The following is an 18,109-nucleotide window of genomic DNA, read 5'->3' on the forward strand; positions in this document are numbered from 1 at the left end:
CTACTCGACCTCCCAGCTCAGCTTCAGCTCGAGCCCGAGGTTTCCAAACGAGGCGTCGTTGTTCTCGTTGTCCCACTGGGCCTGCGCGGAAAGTCGGTCATCGAAACGGTACTCGGCCCGCGCCCGCGTGCCGCGCCCGCTCACGGGTTGCGTCATACCGATTTTAAGCTGCTCGCTCAGGAACTTCGACTCCAGTTGCGCGGTGGGCTCCGCTTGCCGGGTGGCATCGTTGTAGGTGGTCGAAATCTGCAGGGACAAATCCCTCAACACGGGATTGCTGGGAAGAAAGCGCTGGAGCTGCCGATCCAGGCCCGACACGTTGAAGAGGGCCTCGGCCGCCAGGCCGGCGCTCGCCGAGGCCGCGGTATCCTGGTCTGACGAGGTGAAACCCAGCGTGAGGAGCGAGACGATGTCACCCTCCACCAGCGCCGGCTCCGAGGAGAGGAGAATCTGCGGGTCCGACGGCTTGCCGAAGGCGTGCAGCTTCACCATGTACTCGCGCACCTGCGTCTGGGCCTGGACCTCGAAGACAGGGTCGATTTGCGTGGGGTCCTGGAACTCGAGCTGCCCCTGACTGATGGTGAAGGGGTTGTTCCGGAAGAACGCCTGGCTGCCCTCGGCCAGCTCCACCCGGCCCAGCAGTCCCGGCCGCAGGTCCGTCCCCGTCAACCGCACGTCCCCCAGCAGGCGGGCCTTCGCCAGGTTGTTGTCCACGCGGACATCGCCGAAGTGGACGTTCACGTCCCAGATGACCCAGGGCTTCGGAGGCTCACCGGACGACGAGGACGAGCCCGCCGCCAGGTGGGTGGTGCGCTTCTGCATCGTCTTCAGCAGCGCATCCACGTCCAGCGGCTTCTGGTAGCGCATCTTCACGATGTCCATGCCACCGGTGACGGTGAAGCCCTTGGGCGGACCAATCACCTGGAGCAGGCCGGAGAAGGTCGCGGGCAGGTCCTCCGTGAGCCGGTAGGGCACCTCGTCCAGTTGGATGGTGAGGCCCAGCCGCTGCGGCAGGAAGCGCTCCAGCCGCACGTCGCCGCGCGCGGACACGCGGCCTTCGTTGAGCTGGCCCTGCAGGTGCTCCACCAGCACGCGCTGGCCCGTCAGCTCCACGCGCCCGGCCATGTTGCGCACCTGGACGGGCCAGTCCCGCAGCGCCAGCCGCATGTCGAACAGCTCCGCGGAGCCCACCACGGAGGGCTTCTCCAGCGTCCCGGAGGCCTCGGCGTCCACGGTGATGCGCCCGGAGGAGCGCTCCACCATGGCGGGCATCAACGACTCCAGCAGGCGCAAATCCAACCCGCCCCGCAGTGTCACGTTCAGGCCGCGCGGGCTCATCCACCCGCCCAGCGACAGGTCCACGTGCTGCCCCGTGAAGCGGAAGGGCTGCACGTCCGTCCGCCCGGCCGAGTGCGCCAGCACGATGGGGCCCGCGTTCTCCCCGCGCAAATCGTCGCGGGAGAGGACCAGCCGCTCCACGGTGGCGTTCACCTGCGAGCCCGCGGGCTCCAAAAGCAGGCCCTTGGCGCTCACCGTGCCCGACAAGGCCCCGCTGACGCCCGCCCACAGCGGCGCGTCCGGCAGCAGCGGGCGAATCTCCGGCAACGAGAACGAGCCCTGGGCTTCATAGGGCCAGTTGTCCTGCACCTTCATGCGGATGCGGCCGGTGGCGTCCCGGAAGGGGTGGCCCCACACCTCGAAGTTCTTCCCCACCATGCGCCCGGTGAGGTCCATGGCGCCCAGGTTCCGCTCGGCGAAGGTGACGCGCGGCGCGCGCAGCGTGACGTCCACCACCGGCACATCGGCGGTGCCCGACACGACGCCGTCCATCACCATGGTGCCCTGGATGCCCATGCGCTCGGCGAGCTCCGGGTCCACCGCCTCGGCCAGCGACAGGCCGTCTCCGCCGAAGCGGTAGTCCAGCCCGCCCTCGAACGTGAAGGTGCCCTCCGCCCAGGTGCGGCCCAGCGGCCCCGTGAGGGTGGTCCGCTCCAGCACCATCGCCTTGCCATCCACGAAGCGCAGCCGCGCCGCGCCGTCGCCCATGCGCCGGCCCAGATAGGTGGTGTCCTTGACGTCGAACGCCACCAGCCCCTCCAGCTTCTCCACGGGGCTGTCCACCTCCACGCGGCCGGTGGCCGTTCCACCCAGCGTGCCCTGCATCACCGCGAGCGACGGACTCAGGCCCGCCACCACGTCCACCAGGTCCTCGTTGCGCCCCTGCGGGACGTTCACCTCCAGGCGCAGGTTGAGCAGCCGCCCGAAGGACACGCCTGCCTTGCCGTAATACTGGGTGCGGCCCTTTTGACCGGAGAAGGCGGGGAACGTGAGCAGGCTGTCCTTGTAGGCCAGCTTCCCCTGCATCACCCCCAGCGACAGGTTCCAGAACTCGAAGTCGCGGAAGGACAGCCCCGCCTCCACCTTCACGTCCGACGCGGGTCCGGTAATCGCGTAGGTGGCGTGGCCCCGTCCGGCCCAGGGCAGGCCCGCGATGTGACCGAAGTCCGCCAGGTCCACGTCGCCCTGTCCGTGGATGTCCAGGCCCAGCCCGCCCGCCAGCAGGAGCACGACGTCGCCCGTCACGCGTGAGTGGCCCACCTCCGCGTTGACGTGGCTGAAGGCCACACGGTCCGCCTGGAGCTTCACCTGCGCCTGCGCGCGGGCCTTGTCGAACTCCAGAATCGTGAGGCCGTCCTTCGGCTGCGTGTCGAACGCATGCGTGGCCAGCACGAACTTCCCGGTCCGCAGGTCCAACGGCCCTGACAGGGAGAAGCGCGGCAGCAGGTTGCCGGACAGCCGCGCGTCCAGCGTGGCCGGGAAGTCCACCCAGGAGCCCTTCACCCCCGCCCGGTCCAGGATGCGGCCCAACGACGCGTCCTCCGTCGTCAACGACACCTCCAGCGGGAAGTTCGGCGTGAGTCCCAGCCGCCCCGTCGCGCGCACCTTGCCCGCGCCCACGGGCAGGGTGAGCTCCTCCAGGCGGACGTCTTCACCCGAGTACGACAGGCGCGCGTGAAGGTTCGTCGGGCCGAAGTCCCCGTAACCCAGGCTGTTGCCCGACAGCTCCAGCGACACCGCGGGAGACGCCACCTTCCCCGCGATGGACACACGCGACCAGAGGTGCCCCGTCGCCGGGCTGGGAATCAGCCGCGCCTGGTACAGCGCGCGCAGCGGGAGGAACACCTGCGCGTCCAGCGCCAGCCGCGGCGCGCACAGCGAATCCACGCGGCCGGACACCGTGGTGGTGATGTCGTCGAGCGACACCTCGGCGCGCTCCAGCTCCAGCAGGGCCTCGTCCGGGTCCAACGCGCCCGCGATGACCAGCTGCCCCAGCGCCAGCTCGCGTCCGTCCGGGCCCAGGCGCACCCGGCCGCGCCGGGCCTCCACGTCCAGTTCGATGACGCCCCACTGCTCGTCCCAGCGAACGTCCAACTCGTCCACGTCCACGCGCCGGCCCTCAGGCAGCGCCAGGCGCAGCTCCGCGCCGGAGATGTCGAGCTTCGCCACGCGCAGGTGCTCGAGCGGCTCCAGGAAGCAGAAGTTGGACTTGGGCTCCGACGGCGACGAGGGCTGCGACAAATCCAGCGCCACGCGCGGCCGGGATGCCTTCACCTGGGCCAGCGTCAGCCGGCCCCGAAGTGGCTGGAGGAAGCCGAGTTGCACCTCCGCCCTGTCCACGGCCACCAGCGGCGAGTCCGTGCCGGGGAGGAACAGCGAGAAGCCGTGCACCACCACGCGGGAGCCCAGCGGGTCCAACTCGCAGCGGCCGAGCCCCACATCCAGGCCCAGCACGTCTGGCAGGTGCCGGCGGCCCAGCGTGCACGCCACCTCCCAGGACTCCGGCATGCGCAACAGGAGCACGCTCCCCGACAAGACGAGGAGCACCAACAGCAGCGCCCTGCGCGCACCGTGGCGGCCCTGAGAGGACAAAGCCGCTACAGCTTACCCAGCCCTTCGAGGTAGCGGTCGATCTCCGCGAGGTCCACCTTGCTGCTCGTCGTCCTGGGGAGCGTCGACGCCGAAGCGCTCGGCCGCTCGGCCGCTTGCCCAGCGGGCGAGTTCACCCCGAGCAGGCCCAGGTTCTTCCCGATGCGATGCACCAGCTCCGCGGACACCGTCTGTTCGCGCGCGAGGAAGGCCTCGAAGAGCGCGTTGTCGCACAGCGTGTTGATGACGCGAGGCGAGCCGGACGAGTGCTGGTGTACGGCCAGCAGCGCCTCCGGGCTGAAGGGCATGCGCGGGCAGCCCGCGAGCCGGAGGCGGTGCTTGACGTAGGCCTCGGTCGACTCGGCGGTGAAGGGCTCCAGCCGGTAGCGCATGGCCACGCGCTGCGCGAGCGGCGGGTCCAGCTTCAGGTTCTTTTCGATTTCCGGCAGGCCGAAGAAGACGAAGGAGATGAGCTTGCGCTCCGGCACTTCCAGGTTGAGCAGCCCCCGGAACTCCTCCATCAGCTCGCGTGTCTCCAGCATCTGCGCCTCGTCGATGAGGACGACGGCCTTCTTGCCGGACTCGTAGATTTGGAGCAGCCGCTGGTACAGCTGCGACAGCAGCGCCAGCTTCTCCTGCGCCGGATTCTCCACGCCCAGTTGCAGCGCGATGCGGCGCAGCAGCCAGTTGGCGGTGATGCCGGAGTGGATGATGACGAGCAGCGCGGCCTCGTACTCGGACTCCGGAAGCGAGTCGAGCATGCGGCGGGCCAGCGTCGTCTTCCCCGCGCCGATGTCACCGACGAGGATGGACAGGCCCTTCATATAGCTCACGGCGTGCATCAGCCGGGTGAGCGCCTGCGAGTGCTGCGCCGAGTTGTAATAGAAGCGGCTGACGGGAGCGTTGGAGAAGGGCTCCTGGGTCAGCTCGAAGAAGTCCAGGTACGTAGTCATGGGCTCGCCGGACCTCGCGGGGTGCAACTACAGGTAGCCGACCTTGCGCGCCTTGGACGCGCCAGCCGCTGGTATCGGAGTGGTGGGCGCCGCGGCCCCCGCGGGTGCGGGCGGACTGCTGGTGGCCTGGGTCCCATTGCCAGAAGGCGTCGGAAGCGGATCCTCCACCGGCGCCACGGAAGCCGCAAGCCGGGACACGTGCCCGGCGACATCGCGGTACTTCCCGTCCATCGCGGCCACGCGCTGGTAGTGGAAGAGCGCCTTGCCCGCATCCCCCTGGGCCTCGTAGGCCGCCGCCAGCTCGAAGCCGAGCGCCTTGGCCGCCTCGCCCGTGGCGTGGGGGTTGCCCAGCCCCTCGCGGAAGGCCTCCACGGCCGCGGAGGCGTCGCCGCGCAGCAGTTGGAGCATGCCCATCATGGTGATGCAGTCCAGCTCGCGCTTGCCGCCCGCGCTGCCCTGGCGGGCCACGTCGAACTCGTGGAGCGCGTCGTCGAGCAGGCCCATTTCCTTGTACGCGATGCCCAGGTCGTAGTGCGTGTCCACGTCCTCGGGCTTCACCACCTTGGCCAGGCTCTTCTTGAACTCGGAGAAGACCTCCTCCACCGAGTACTGGAAGTCCTCTTCCGCCGGCAGCGCCGAGGCCCCGGCGTCATCGCCGAAGTTGTCGATCTCCCCGGCCAGCTCCGCAGCCAGGTCGAACGCGTCACGCTCGCCCGTGGTCTCCTCGGCGTCCTCGTAGCCGTCCGTGACGGGCTGCACGCTCGGAATCTGCGCCGGCTCCGCGGCCGCGTCCTCCTGCTCCGCGCCGCCTCCCGCCTCCGCCGCCTCCAGCCGCTCCATCAGCTCGGCTGCGCGCGCGTGGCCCGGGAAGGCAATCATCACCGTCTCGAGAATCTCGCGCGCCTCTTCCAGCAGCCCCTGGTCGAGGAAGAACGACGCCTCGTCGCACTCCTCCGCCGCGGGCTCCTCTTCATCGGCGGCGGCCTCGACTTCCGGCTCGGGCTCGGGTTCCGGCTCGGGCTCGACCGCGGGTTCCTCATAGGCGATCGGCTCGGACAGCTCGTCCGCGGACAGCTCCGACGCGTCCTCCACGAAGGACTCGTCGTCCACCGCCACGATGGCGTGCGAGGCCGTGGGCTCCTCGAACTCCATCGAGTCGCCCAGCGCGGGGGCCCCGAACGGGTCCTCGTCCAGGTCGGCGGCCGTCAACGGCGCGGCGCCCACGCGCGTGGGCACGTTCTCCAAGTCCAGCGGTGGAGGCGCCTCGTCGTCCAGCGTAGGCACGTCCAGCGAGTCCAGTGTGGGGACCTGGAGCGTGTCCGGCGAGGCCTCGTCGAGCAGCGCCTGCGTGGGCGCATGCATCTGCGTGGGCTGCGGCTCGTCGTCGTCCCCGAGCGACAGCGCCTCCATGGACGTGGCGGCGCCGTCGTCCACCAGCGACTCGTCATCGAGCGAGTACGCCGCCGCGGCAGCCAGGTCATCATCGATGGAGGCGACGAGCGGCTCATCATCGGTGACGCTGAGGCCCGGCTCGTCGGACAGCACCAGCTGGTCGTCGTCCGTCACCAGCGTCTCGTCCACCGACGCCGCCGCCAGGTCCTCCGGATCGGGCGTGCCGTACACCTCGAACTCACCCGAAGTGATGGCCTCGCCCACCAGCGCCTCTTCGCTGATGACGGCGGAGTCGCTGTCCTCCTCGATGACCTCGTCCGAATCGCCCGAGGGCAGCGTGGTCAGCGCCAGCTCGTCACCGGGCGGGTGCAGGAGCGCGTCTTCCGGCGGCGGCGCGACGAGAATCTCGTCGTCGCTGGAGTCCACCAGGATGGCGTCCTCGCCCACCGACTCCACCACGGACACCGTCGGCGCGGCGACCACGGGCCCCGTCGTGCGCAGCACGGACAGGAACGCGGGCACCTCGGGATGGGCGGGATTCTCCTGGAGGATGGTGGCCAGGTACGGCTGTGCGCGCTGCACGTCGGCCGTGCGCGTACACAGGCGGAGCACGTTCAGCAACTGCTCCGACGCCTGGGCCATGTTCCCGGACGCGACGTAGATTTGATACGCCTTCTCGTGGGCGTCGAGGTTCTCCGGCTCGACGGAGAAGACCTTGCGCAGGTGCTCCAGCGCTTTGTCGTGGAGCCCGTACTTGACGTAGACGTCCGTCTCCGTGAGCAGCTTGGAGAGCTGCTCGCGCCCCATCCCCGCCGGTGCGGGAGGTGCCACGGGCGCCGGCGCTGCCGCCACGGGCTGGGGCGCGGGGCGCGGGGCGGGCTGAGGTGCCGCCGTGGGCTGGGGCGCCGCCGGTGCGGGCTCGGGCGCGCGGCGCGCGACCAGGTCCGGGTCCTCGGGGTCCAGCACTTCAATCTGAGTCCAGACAGCCTCGGCCTCGGTGACGCGGCCGCGCTCCTGATGAATCTTGGCCAGCTCCTTGTAGACGGAGATGGTCTTCGACGTCTGGCCCAGGCCCTGGAACGCCTGCGCCAGCAGCGTGAGCGTCTCCACGTCGCGGCCATCGGCCTTGAAACACACCTGCAGCTTCGCCAGCGCGCGCTTCTGGTCGCCGCGCTGCAGGTACGACGTGGCCAGCTCCTTCGACAGCGGAAGGTTGTCTGGCTCCAGCGCGGACAGCCGCTCGGCCACGCGGAGCCAGTCATCCGCGCGACTGTTGCGCTTGAGGTACTCCGCGGCGCGCTTGAACTCCTGGGCCGCCTCGCGCGTCATGTTCTCGCGCGCGTACAGCTCCGCCAGCTTGATCTTCGACGCCACGTTCTCCGGGTCGAGATCCACCATCTTCTTCAAGGTATCGAGCGACGACTTCGTGTCGCCCGCCTTGTCGTAGTGGTTGGCGACAATCTGGAAGTACGCCATCGCCTCGGACATCAGCCCGAGTTGCTGGTGAAGCTCCGCCAGCTTGAGGTTCACCTCCAGCAGGTTCGGATTGAGCTTGAGGACCTGCTTGTAGAGCGCGACGGCCTTGAGGAAGAAGCCATCCGACGAGTAGCTCTCCGCGACCTTGGTGAAGAAATGGGCGGCCTGCGGGTTGTCGTTCTTCTTCTGGTACAGCTCCCCCATCTTCTGGAGGACCCGGATGTCCTTCGGGTCGACCTCCAGGACCTTCTGGTACTCCTTGATGGCCTTGTCGTAGGCGCCCTTCGCGACGAGCTTCGCGGCGGCTTCGATGATCTTGTTCTTGTCCATCGAGCGGTGGGCTTCCAGCAGGCCGAAACCCCTTGAACTTCGCGGGTTTCCATCCTCAGCAAGGGGGAGTGTCGGAGGCTAACGGAAAGCTCCGACGCGGGTCAAGAAACGGCCCGGCTCCCCCCGGGCCGGATCACCTGCTTGCGTAGCGGCCCGACAAGCGGGAATTCACACCACGTGGATGGGTGCTACGGCGTCTCCTCGACGGCCTTCTTCAGCCGCCGGGAGCCCGTCTCGCTCGCGAGCAAGCGCTCCACGAACCGGGTGTCGTAATTGCCCTCCTGGAAGGACTCTTCCGCGAGCGCGGCCCGGTGGAACGGAATGTTGGTGCGGATGCCTTCCACGACGTATTCGCCCAGGGCGCGCTGCATGCGGCGGATGGCCGTGGCCCGGTCCTCCGCGTGGACGATGAGCTTCGACAGGAGGCTGTCGTAGTACGGCAGCACCGTGTAGTTCTCATAGGCGCCCGAGTCCACGCGCACCCCGTAGCCGCCCGGCACGCTGTAGCCGGTAATCTTCCCGGGCCAGGGGGCGAAGGTAATCGGGTCCTCGGCGTTCACCCGGCACTCGATGGCGTGGCCACGAATCTGGACGTCCTCCTGCTTGAAGCGCAGGGGCTCCCCATAGGCCAGGCGGATCTGCTCGCTCACCAGGTCCACGCCCGTGACGAGCTCCGTCACCGGGTGCTCCACCTGGATGCGCGTGTTCATCTCCATGAAGTAGAACTCGCCGCGCTCGTCGAGCAGGTACTCGATGGTGCCCACGTTGTTGTACGCGAGCCTGCGCATGGCGTTCACGGACACCTCGCCCATGCGCTTGCGCAGCTCCGGCGTCAGCGCTGGCGACGGGCTCTCCTCAATGAGCTTCTGGTGTCGGCGCTGCACCGAGCACTCGCGCTCATTGAGGTGGACGATGTTGCCGTGCTCGTCCGCGACGATCTGGATTTCGATGTGGCGCGGCTTCTCCACGTAGCGCTCGATGTAGAGGTCGCCATTGGAGAACGACGCCACGGCCTCCGCCTGGGCGGTGGAGAAGGCCTGCGCCAGCGCGCCCGGCTCGCGGACGATCTTCATCCCCTTGCCGCCGCCACCGGCGGCCGCCTTGAGGATGACGGGGAAGCCAATCTCGCGGGCGAAGGCCTCCGCCTCACGCGGGTCCTTCACGGTGCCGGGGCTGCCCGGAAGCAGCGGCAGTCCCGCCTCGCGCGCGGCCTGGCGGGCGCGCACCTTGTTGCCCATCAGTCGGAGCATCTCCGGCCGGGGGCCAATGAAGCGAATCTTGCAGTTCTCGCAGACCTCCGCGAACTCGGCGTTCTCCGACAGGAAGCCGTAGCCCGGGTGGATGGCGTCCGCGCGGGTGATTTCGGCGGCGGACAGCAGCTGCGGGACGTTGAGGTAGCTCTCCTTGGACGCCGGCGGGCCGATGCACACTGCCTCGTCTGCGAAGCGGACATGGAGCGCGTTGGCGTCCGCCGTGGAGTGCACCGCGACCGTGGCGATGCCCAACTCCCGGCAGGCGCGGATGACCCGCAGGGCAATCTCCCCGCGGTTGGCGATCAGCACCTTCTTGAACACGTGGGTGTCTCCGTCAGGGCCGTCATGAGGAGCGGCTCGCCCGTGGGATACGGGCGGCGCGCCAGCCTCATCTTCAGGCCACTTCGATGCGGAACAGCGCCTGACCGAACTCCACCGGCCGGCCGTTCTCCACGAGGATTTCCGCCACCCGGCCGGAGACCTCGGACTCAATCTCGTTCATCAGCTTCATCGCTTCGATGATGCAGAGCACCTGACCCTTCTTCACGATGGAGCCCACCTCCACGAAGGGAGGCTGGTCCGGCGCGGGGGTCCGGTAGAACGTCCCCACGAAGGGGCTCGTCACCTGGTGGCCAGGCTTCTCCACCGGCTTCTCGGCGGCCGGAGCCGGCGCCGCGGGAGCAGCGGCCGGCGGCGGAGCGGCGACGCGAGGAGCGGCCGGGGCGGTGTACTCCACCCCGACACTCGCGGCGACGGGAGCCGGCGCGGCGTGGTGGACGATGGTCGTCTCGGGCCCCTGGCCGCGGCGGATGAAGAGCTTCTCCTCGCCGCGCTTCCAGACCAGCCTCGTGACGTCCGAGGACTCAAGAATCTCCACGATCTGCCGCAGGGCATCCACGTCCAGGGACGTGCCACCCGTGTCAGCGGGACCGCTCGAGGCGGCCTCCGTCCGAGCGGGCGCCTGGGCCCGGGTCGACTTGCGCTTCGTTGCCATATCTCGCGTCCCCTTCCCTCCGGCGTCGCTGCCGAGCTGCGAACTAGCCCCTGGTGGCCACGCGCGTCAGGTACTTGCCGTCGCGCGTATCGATCTTCAGCACGTCACCCTCTTCGATGAAGAGCGGGACGTTGACGGAATAGCCGGTCTCCAGGACGGCGGGCTTCAGTGCGCCGGAGACCGTGTCACCGCGGATGCCCGGGTCACACTGGGTGACCTTGAGGTCCACGGAGTTCGGCAGTGTCACACCAATGGCCTTGCCATTGTAGAAGAGGACACTGACGTTGATGTTCTCCTTCAGGAAGTTCTTCGCCTCTCCGAGCACCTTCTCACCGAGGAAGGTCTGCTCGTAGTTGCGGGTGTCCATGAAGTAGAACTCTTCGCCCTGGACATAGAGGTACTGCATGTCCTTCTCTTCGATGTCGGGCTTACCCACCTTCTCACCGGACTTCAGCGTGGGCTGGAGCACGCGGCCGGTCAGGAGGCTGCGAATCGTGGTGCGCACGAACGCGGAGCCCTTGCCGGGCTTGACGTGCTGGAAGTCGACGATTTCGTACGGCTCACCGTCGATTTCAATCTTCAGACCCTTGCGGAACTCGGACGTATCAATGACACCGGCCATGGGGACCGACTCCTTACAGACTCGCAGCAGCGAAAGCTTGAAAAGTCCGGGGTGTCTAGCCCATGCGCCCCTTCCATGGAAGGGGAAAGCAGCGGCGGAAGCGTCGCCTGGATGACTGCTGGCTGGGCGTCCGGCTAGAGCTCGGCACGCACCTTGGGTGCGGTGACGCGCAGCACGTAGCGGCCCTTGCCGAAGTTGCCATCCGCGTGAAGGGCGAGCACCAGGAAGTAGTCCGGCGACACCAGCCGCATCACGGTCAGCACCTTCTCACTGTTGACGCTGACCTCGCTCACGGTGCCCGTCTTCAGGGTCTCCGCGGCGTTGCGCAGCTGGGTGAGGAGGTTGGCGTACTCCACCCAGGCGCCGTTGAGGTCCAGCTCGGCGCTCTCATCCTTCTGGAAGGTGTCGACGGAGATGCCGTCAAAGCCCATCACGCTGCACGCGAGGGCTCCTTCGACCTGGTTGACCACCGACTCGAGGTGCGTGCGGAAGGACATGGGTAGAGGCTCTTAGAAAGACGGCCGGGGCCCAGTCAAGGGCCCCGGCAGAGGAGGTGGCTACGTTTCGTCCTCGGGTGGCTCGGAGCACGCCGGCGGGAAGTTGTCCTGCCCGCCCGTGCCTCCGCACGGGCCGTTGTTCAGCAGGAACGTCCCCGTCGGGCATGTGAAGCCGGAGTTATAGAACGAAATCGGATACGCAATCTCGTTGGACTCCGCCTTCGCCCCACTGACGGTCTTCCCTATCAGCTTCACGCCAACGTTGACCGTCACTTCTGAACCAACAGCTACTTGATTGGTAAGGGTCTCGAGCGCGCCAGCCCCCAGCAAGTCGATGACCAGCGTGCTATTGGCCGTGGCGTCGGAAGGCAGGGAGAAGTGACTCGGATAGACCTCACTTGTCAGCGAGGGACCGGTTCCCTGAGTATCGTAGGCCAGCTCAACGTGAGTCACGTAGATGCCGACAGCATCACCGCCCCCCGTCACGGGCGCTTCGCTAACCGTGATGTCCGTTGGCTGCAGGGTACTCCGAATCGAGAACGCCGCCAGGTAGCGCCTCGAAGTCGAGATGTCCAGCGAACCACCGGCGCTAGCAACACCAGACTGGTTCACAGCACATGTGCCATCCGGAATGAATGCATTGAAAATCTGGATGTCCGGGGGGCTGTCAACACAGCCGGTCAGCGCCAGCGCCAGCGGCATCGCGAGATAGAAGTTCTTCATTGGCGAACACTCTCCTACATGATGAGGACGCGAAGAAATCCTTACAGAGTCTGCGCGATGGTCTGCCGGTTTAGAATTCGAGGCGTGATGAAAATCAGCAACTCCTGCCGAGCATCATTCTCGATGCTGTTCTTGAACAAAAACCCAAGAACAGGGATCCGCGACAAGAACGGTACAGCGTTGGAGGTCGTGCTGCCGCGGCGCACATAGATTCCACCAATGACAGTGGTGTCTCCGTCCTTCACCAACACTTGGGTGTTCGCCTCTTTCCGCTGAATGGCGGGCTGGCCGTTCGCACCTGTGCTGGACGGATCAGGCTGGTTGTTGGCTGCGTTGATGGACATCAGCACGCTGCCGTCCTGGGTGATGTGTGGCGTCACCTCCAGCGACAGCCGCGCTTCAATAAAGGTGGTGTTCACACCCTGGGCCGAAGTTTGGCTGAAAGGAATGGACACACCCTGGCTGATTCGCGCGGTGTTGTTGTCCAACGTCGTGACCTTAGGCGCGGAGATGGTCTTGACCGTACCTTCGTTTTCTGCGGCTGACAGCCGCAGGTTGAGCTGGAGCGCGCCACCAGCAGAACCAAACGTGAACCCCAAAGCACCACCGATACCTTGTCCCGTACCCACCGGCAGGTTCACGGCGAAGTTTGGGTTGTCCGCGACACCAATGGCCGCTCCGCCGGCACCGCCCGTGACCGCAACGTTGTTCGGGAAGATGAGTCCCGTAGGATTCCCCGTGGCCTGACTCGCACGTGCCTGCCCACCCCATTGCACACCCAGCGAACGGCTAAAGGTGGTGTTCGCTTCCACAATGCGGCTCTCGATAAGCACCTGAGGAGTCTGGGTGTCGAGACTCCGAACCAGCGAGCGAGCACGCTCGGTGTTGGAGCGCACGTCCTTCACAATAAGAACGTTGGTGCGTTGATCCACCGTCACGGAACCTCGCTCGCTCAGGACATCCTTTACGCGAGCGGCCATTTCGCTGGCGACTGCGTAGTTGACCGGTATGAGGTTGACCATGAGGTCTTCCTGCTGCTGGAGCGACTTCTTACGCTCCTGCCGCAACCGGGCCTCTTCCTCCAGCGTCTTGAGCGGCGCAATCCGGACGATGTTCCCAAACTCCTCCTTGCCGAGCGCCTTCGTGCGAAGCACGAGGTCCAGCGCCTGGTCCCAAGGAACGTTCCGCAGCCGGATGGTCACACGACCACTCACGTCGTCCGCCACCACGATGTTCTTCTTGGAAATCTCGGCGATGACGCGAAGCAGGTTCTGAATGTCAATGTCCTTGAACTCGAAGGACACTCGCTTCCCGCGATAGCGGGCCTGCTGAGGCGCGCCCTCGGCGGCATAGGCGGGCGCTTCCGTGGTGAATCCGGCGGTCCGCTGAGCGACCGCGACCTCTTCCGTCTTCACGCCCTTGACGTCCAGGCGCCACGTCAACGTGCTGCCGCTCTGAGAGATCTTCTCCTCGATGGCCCCGTCAGCGGCCACCACCAGGCGCACCTTGCTGCCCGCCCCCGGCACGCTGAAGGCGCTGATCATCTTCACCGGCGTTTCCAGCGCGCTGGTGTCGAGGCTCCGCTCCAGCTTCTTGGGAAGACGCACGCTGTCCAAAGTCAATACGGCGCTGCGCGGGTCCGGCCGGTCGACCTTCCACGCCGCCGCCCCGGACAGCTTCATCACGATGCGACCACCAGCGCTGTTCTCCTCGAAGCGCAGGTCCTTCACCTCAACCAACGAAGCGGGCTCGGACTTCACAGGGGTCGGGCGAAGCGGCTCGACCTCCGCCAAGGAGGCAACGGACGTCTGCGCCTCAACCACCGGCGCAGCCTTCCGGGCCACGGCACCACCCAGCACCACCTCCAACCCCCGGTTCGTACGATCGACACGGTAGGCGGGCATCTTGCCGCGCACGTCCAGAACCAACCGCACCTTGTCGGAGTGCGCACCGACGCGCACGTCACGCAGCGCACCCGAGTTCACCCGGGGAGCTCGCGTCGCCAAGCCTACCCCGAAGAGGTCGACTGCCAACCGAGGCGGGTCGGCCAGCTCAAGCACCTCATACCGGGCAATGTCTCCGTCGGCTTGGATCCGAAGCGTATCGTTCGAGAACGACATGGCGGTGATGCGCTGCGCCGGGTCGACAACCTCGCGCTCATCTGCCTCGGCAGCCACCACATTCTCAGGCAGAGCAGCCTTGGCCGCGACCACCTCGGCCTTCTTTGGCTCACTGGTGTGTACGGTGGTCATCACAGGCTTGTTCGGCTTCGTCTCGCCCTGCGCTGGAGCGTTGCCCGGCGTGGACAAAGCCTCCGCACGCGCTGCCTCCGCAGGAGCAGCGACGGGCTGTGCTGCGCCGTCCACCGAGATGACGACCCGGTTGCCGTCCGCACGGACATCGTATTGAGACGCCTTGTCCAGCGCCAGCAGCACTCGACCCACGCTTGCGCGCTCGTCCGAGAACTGCGAGGCCACGACACCAGAGACCGGTCCGGAGCCGACATGGTGACCCTTGATCCCCGTCGCATCCGCCGACGAGAGGTCTACCACCAGGCGCTCCGGCCCACTCAGGCGGAACACGGTAAAGGTTGGTGGTCGGGTGCCGGTCACCACCACCTGGGCGCCCGAGCCCGTGCGGGACACATCCAGCCCCCGCAGCGTATTCAGCTCGGCGCCATGCACCCTGGCGCCCATAAGTACGACCGCCCACGCGGTCGCCAACATCCACTTGCCCCTCGTCACAGCGCTCTCCTCGAGCATGCGTCCCCTCAACAAGTTGGAAGCGGGCCACCGCCCGCGGGAGCGCCTTGGAGGGCGCTACTCTCCGAAGTTCCTGCCCGTCATCATGTTGTAGGCGGGGTCCAGCTTCGCATCAGGCTTCAGCTGCAGCATCACCGGATTCTTGATGATTTCGCCATTGCCTGAGAACACCTCAGTGACCGTCACGGAGTCACGAAGGATCTGCGTCACCCTGCCACCCTGGCGCCCCATCCGCGTGTTGCGCCGCACAATATGTCCCCGACCCGCTGGGTCCTCGACCATTGCCACCGGGCTAGCATCACCCGTTACGACAGCAACGAGCTTCAGTTGGTCCAGGTCGAACGAGCAGAGTGGCTCGTTACATGCGGCAACCGGATTCGCGTTCACCGGCCCAAGATCCTCAATGGGGCTGCGGAATGGATCGCGCTTGCCCACCGGATTGTACGTATAGGCGAGGTCCGGAGCTTTCTGGGCCTCTGACTCCGAGGGGACCTCCTTTACCGGCGCTGGCGCCGCAACCTTGGGCTTCGCGGGCGTCGGCGCCGGAGGGGGCGCCTCCTCGCACGAGGCAAGCGCCAAGGCGAGCATCGCAGTGGTCATGGTGGCCTTGAACGTCTTCATCCTCAATCCCCTTGTCGCCCTACTTCTCGGACGGATCAAGTTTCTATTTCTTCGCCTTGGCGTTCTTGGTCTTCGCGTCCTCTGCTGCGACGCTCTTCTGATCCACGAATCGAAACGTCGTAGCCAAGAAGCTGCTCTGCAGCACCACCTTCTCGTTCTTGAGCGTGGCGGTACCAAGCTTGATGTTGTTGACGTTGACGATGCGGCGCATGTTCGCCATCTCCTGAAGGAAGAGGGCGATCTCATGGTAGTTGCCGCTCACCGTCATCTTGATGGGGATGCGCGCGAAGAATTCGCCGCCCCCGATAGACTCCTTGTCGGGAGTCACGCTGGCGATCTCCAACCCGCTCTTCTTGCCGATGTCGTTGATCTGCGCGAGCAGTTCTTCGATGTCACGCTGCTCAGGAAGCTCGGTCAACGCCTCAGAAAGCTTCTGCTCGAGCACATCCATCTCACGCCGACGCTCGTTGAGGTTTTGCGCAATTTCGCTTTTGTCGGCCAGTTCCATGTCCAGCTTGCGGCGCTGGGCGATGGTGCCTTCGATCGCCTCCTCCGTCGGCTGGATAACCATGAAGAAGTTGACGACGGTGAGCACGACGACCGCAGCGGCCAGCCCACCGAACTTGATGGCCGGTGGCGCCTTGACGAATTGATCCAGGTACTTGTCCATGGCGAGCGGCCTTCTTCAGATGGCGTAGTTGGACTTCAGCATGATCTTGAAATCAACCAGCACGGGCGCACCGGTCTGCGTCTCCTTGGACTGTGACGCGTTCTTCAAGTCGATGTTGGTGAAGAACGGCGTGACCTGGGCCTCTGGAAACTCTTCGATGGTCGCTTCCGCGGTCAACAGCTCCACGCGAGAGGTCTTGCTCTCTCGCCGCCGGTCCACCAGGCGGCCCATGCCCTTCGGCGTCCAGACGACGCTGTTGAGCCCTCGCATGAACTCCGCGACCTCATCGTGGCTCACGGCCGACCCATCGATGGAAACGGCGTTGTTGGTTTCCGCAAACGTCTTCACCCACACCTTCTTCGGCGTAGCGGACGCGAGCGCATCCATCATGCGGACGGGGCCCTTGCGCCCCTTTCGGAGCGAGTCCAGGACGGCCAGTTTCTTCTCGACCTCGGCCTTACGGGTGTTGATGTTCTTCACTTCGCCGATGATCTTCTCCAACTCGGCGATCTTGGCCTTGGCCGCCGTGACGCCCTGCTGGTGCGCCACCAACTCGCTCTCACGGTTGTCGTACCAGAGGTAGTTGGCCACACCCGCGCCAATCAGGACCACGGCGAAGAGAACCAGCACCTGCCGGCCCATCTCGCGCTTCTTCACCGCCCGGACGGGCAGCAGGTTGATGCGAATCATCATGTGCGTCGTCTCCAGAGGGGGTCCGGTCAGGCCAGCTTGTCGCCCGGGCGCCGCAGCGCCAGTCCCACGGCCACCGCCGCCATGGGCGCCACGTCCATGATGAACGCAGGGTCGAACTTCCGGTTGTCCACTTCGATCTTGCGGAAGGGGTTGAGAATCTCCACCGGCACGCCGGTGCGCGCTTCGATGGTCTTGAACAGCGCGGGAATCTTCGCCGTGCCGCCCGACAAGTAGACCTTGCTGAAGTTCGAGTCGGCGGCGGTGCCCGCGTAGAAGTCGAGCGAGCGCTGGATTTCTCCCGCCACCTGCTCGGCCACGCTGGAGAGCACCCGCTCCACATCCTGCGGCACCACAGCATCGGCGTCAGCGCCGTTGCCACCGATTTTCAGCGCCTCAGCCTCCTCATAGGAGACGTTCAGCTGCTTCTGGATCTCCTCGGTGAACTGATTGCCACCGATGGTGACGTCGCGCGTGAACACCGTCGCGCCGTTGGAGATGATGTTGATGTTCACCACCGAGGCGCCCGCGTTGATGAGAACCACCGTCTCGCGGTCAGGGACGTCGTAGTTGACGGAAAACATGTTCTGGACCGCGAACGCGTCCACGTCCACGACCACCGGCGCGAGCCCCGCCTCGGAAACCACCGTGGTGTAGTCGTTGATCATGTCCTTCTTGGCCGCGACCAGCAGCACGTCCATTTGCCCGGTGGCGTCGTTGCCTCCGCCGTCGAGAATCTGCGTGTCGATGTTCACGTCCTTCACATCGAACGGGATGTACTGCTCCGCCTCCCACTGGATGCTCTCCTCGAGCTCATCCTGGGACATGCGGGGCATCTGAATCTTCTTGATGATGACCGAGTGGCCGGACACGCCGATAGCGACGTCCTTGCCCTTCACCTTCAGCTCGGACATCAGGTCCTGCACGGCCTGGACGATGGCCGTGGAGTTCATCAGCGCGCCGTCAACGATGGCCTCCGGAGGAAGCGGCTTCATCCCGAAGCTCTGCAGCGCGTAGATGACCTCGCCGCGCTTGCGCTGCTCCTTGAGGAGAATCATCTTGATGGACGTCGATCCGATATCCAGGCCGAGTACCAGTTTGCCCTTCGCCATGCGTGACTCCGTCGAGAGGCAGCCAGCGTAGCACTGGCCGTCAACCCCTCCTAAAAAGTGCCTGGAGCCCGCCTGCCCTCCGGACGG

The 18,109-nt window shown here is 66.2% G+C and carries 13 protein-coding genes; all 13 read right to left on the reverse strand.

Annotation, left to right across the window (positions count from 1 at the left end):
• Window positions 1-3,930, reverse strand: coding sequence for a translocation/assembly module TamB domain-containing protein (locus BLU09_RS15575; RefSeq protein ID WP_090490321.1), 3,930 nt, complete (start codon window positions 3,928-3,930; stop codon window positions 1-3).
• 5 nt (window positions 3,931-3,935) lie between these two features.
• Window positions 3,936-4,880: an ExeA family protein gene (locus BLU09_RS15580; protein WP_090490322.1), complete on the reverse strand. Its 945-nt coding sequence runs from the start codon at window positions 4,878-4,880 to the stop codon at window positions 3,936-3,938.
• A gap of 27 nt (window positions 4,881-4,907) precedes the next feature.
• Entirely contained in the window at window positions 4,908-8,078 is a 3,171-nt protein-coding gene (gene sgmX / locus BLU09_RS15585; RefSeq protein WP_090490323.1) for a type IV pili formation protein SgmX, read from the reverse strand.
• Between the two features lie 188 nt (window positions 8,079-8,266).
• Complete coding sequence (gene accC, locus BLU09_RS15590) at window positions 8,267-9,652, reverse strand: acetyl-CoA carboxylase biotin carboxylase subunit (RefSeq protein ID WP_090490324.1); 1,386 nt, start codon at window positions 9,650-9,652, stop codon at window positions 8,267-8,269.
• A 73-nt stretch (window positions 9,653-9,725) separates the two neighbouring features.
• Window positions 9,726-10,325 carry an acetyl-CoA carboxylase biotin carboxyl carrier protein gene (accB, locus tag BLU09_RS15595; protein WP_090490325.1) on the reverse strand — a complete coding sequence of 200 codons (600 nt, stop codon included), beginning with the start codon at window positions 10,323-10,325 and terminating at the stop codon, window positions 9,726-9,728.
• 43 nt (window positions 10,326-10,368) lie between these two features.
• Window positions 10,369-10,947, reverse strand: coding sequence for an elongation factor P (gene efp, locus BLU09_RS15600; RefSeq protein WP_090490326.1), 579 nt, complete (start codon window positions 10,945-10,947; stop codon window positions 10,369-10,371).
• Window positions 10,948-11,081: 134 nt separating this feature from the next.
• Complete coding sequence (locus tag BLU09_RS15605; protein ID WP_011555721.1) at window positions 11,082-11,444, reverse strand: roadblock/LC7 domain-containing protein; 363 nt, start codon at window positions 11,442-11,444, stop codon at window positions 11,082-11,084.
• Window positions 11,445-11,504: 60 nt separating this feature from the next.
• Window positions 11,505-12,167, reverse strand: coding sequence for a hypothetical protein (locus BLU09_RS15610; protein WP_090490327.1), 663 nt, complete (start codon window positions 12,165-12,167; stop codon window positions 11,505-11,507).
• Window positions 12,168-12,208: 41 nt separating this feature from the next.
• The gene (locus tag BLU09_RS15615) at window positions 12,209-14,929 is read right to left on the reverse strand and encodes a type IV pilus secretin PilQ (RefSeq protein WP_090490328.1); all 2,721 of its coding nucleotides are present in this window, start codon (window positions 14,927-14,929) and stop codon (window positions 12,209-12,211) included.
• A gap of 57 nt (window positions 14,930-14,986) precedes the next feature.
• Complete coding sequence (locus BLU09_RS15620; RefSeq protein ID WP_186817777.1) at window positions 14,987-15,550, reverse strand: pilus assembly protein PilP; 564 nt, start codon at window positions 15,548-15,550, stop codon at window positions 14,987-14,989.
• A gap of 43 nt (window positions 15,551-15,593) precedes the next feature.
• On the reverse strand, window positions 15,594-16,220 hold the full coding sequence (locus BLU09_RS15625) for a type IV pilus inner membrane component PilO (protein ID WP_090490330.1): 627 nt from the start codon (window positions 16,218-16,220) through the stop codon (window positions 15,594-15,596).
• 15 nt (window positions 16,221-16,235) lie between these two features.
• The gene (locus tag BLU09_RS15630) at window positions 16,236-16,913 is read right to left on the reverse strand and encodes a PilN domain-containing protein (protein ID WP_090490331.1); all 678 of its coding nucleotides are present in this window, start codon (window positions 16,911-16,913) and stop codon (window positions 16,236-16,238) included.
• 26 nt (window positions 16,914-16,939) lie between these two features.
• Window positions 16,940-18,022, reverse strand: coding sequence for a type IV pilus assembly protein PilM (pilM, locus tag BLU09_RS15635; protein ID WP_090490332.1), 1,083 nt, complete (start codon window positions 18,020-18,022; stop codon window positions 16,940-16,942).
• Between the last annotated feature and the right edge of the window lie 87 nt (window positions 18,023-18,109).

It is taken from the genome of Myxococcus virescens, from assembly GCF_900101905.1.
GTDB classification, from domain to species: domain Bacteria; phylum Myxococcota; class Myxococcia; order Myxococcales; family Myxococcaceae; genus Myxococcus; species Myxococcus virescens.

Excerpts from the sequence above, each read along its gene's own strand:
- BLU09_RS15610 (WP_090490327.1), bottom strand. The coding sequence starts at position 12,167 with ATGAAGAACTTCTATCTCGCGATGCCGCTGGCGCTGGCGCTGACCGGC.
- sgmX (WP_090490323.1), bottom strand. The coding sequence starts at position 8,078 with ATGGACAAGAACAAGATCATCGAAGCCGCCGCGAAGCTCGTCGCGAAG.
- BLU09_RS15620 (WP_186817777.1), bottom strand. The coding sequence starts at position 15,550 with ATGAAGACGTTCAAGGCCACCATGACCACTGCGATGCTCGCCTTGGCG.
- efp (WP_090490326.1), bottom strand. The coding sequence starts at position 10,947 with ATGGCCGGTGTCATTGATACGTCCGAGTTCCGCAAGGGTCTGAAGATT.
- BLU09_RS15625 (WP_090490330.1), bottom strand. The coding sequence starts at position 16,220 with ATGGACAAGTACCTGGATCAATTCGTCAAGGCGCCACCGGCCATCAAG.
- pilM (WP_090490332.1), bottom strand. The coding sequence starts at position 18,022 with ATGGCGAAGGGCAAACTGGTACTCGGCCTGGATATCGGATCGACGTCC.
- BLU09_RS15605 (WP_011555721.1), bottom strand. The coding sequence starts at position 11,444 with ATGTCCTTCCGCACGCACCTCGAGTCGGTGGTCAACCAGGTCGAAGGA.
- BLU09_RS15615 (WP_090490328.1), bottom strand. The coding sequence starts at position 14,929 with ATGCTCGAGGAGAGCGCTGTGACGAGGGGCAAGTGGATGTTGGCGACC.
- BLU09_RS15580 (WP_090490322.1), bottom strand. The coding sequence starts at position 4,880 with ATGACTACGTACCTGGACTTCTTCGAGCTGACCCAGGAGCCCTTCTCC.
- accB (WP_090490325.1), bottom strand. The coding sequence starts at position 10,325 with ATGGCAACGAAGCGCAAGTCGACCCGGGCCCAGGCGCCCGCTCGGACG.
- BLU09_RS15630 (WP_090490331.1), bottom strand. The coding sequence starts at position 16,913 with ATGATGATTCGCATCAACCTGCTGCCCGTCCGGGCGGTGAAGAAGCGC.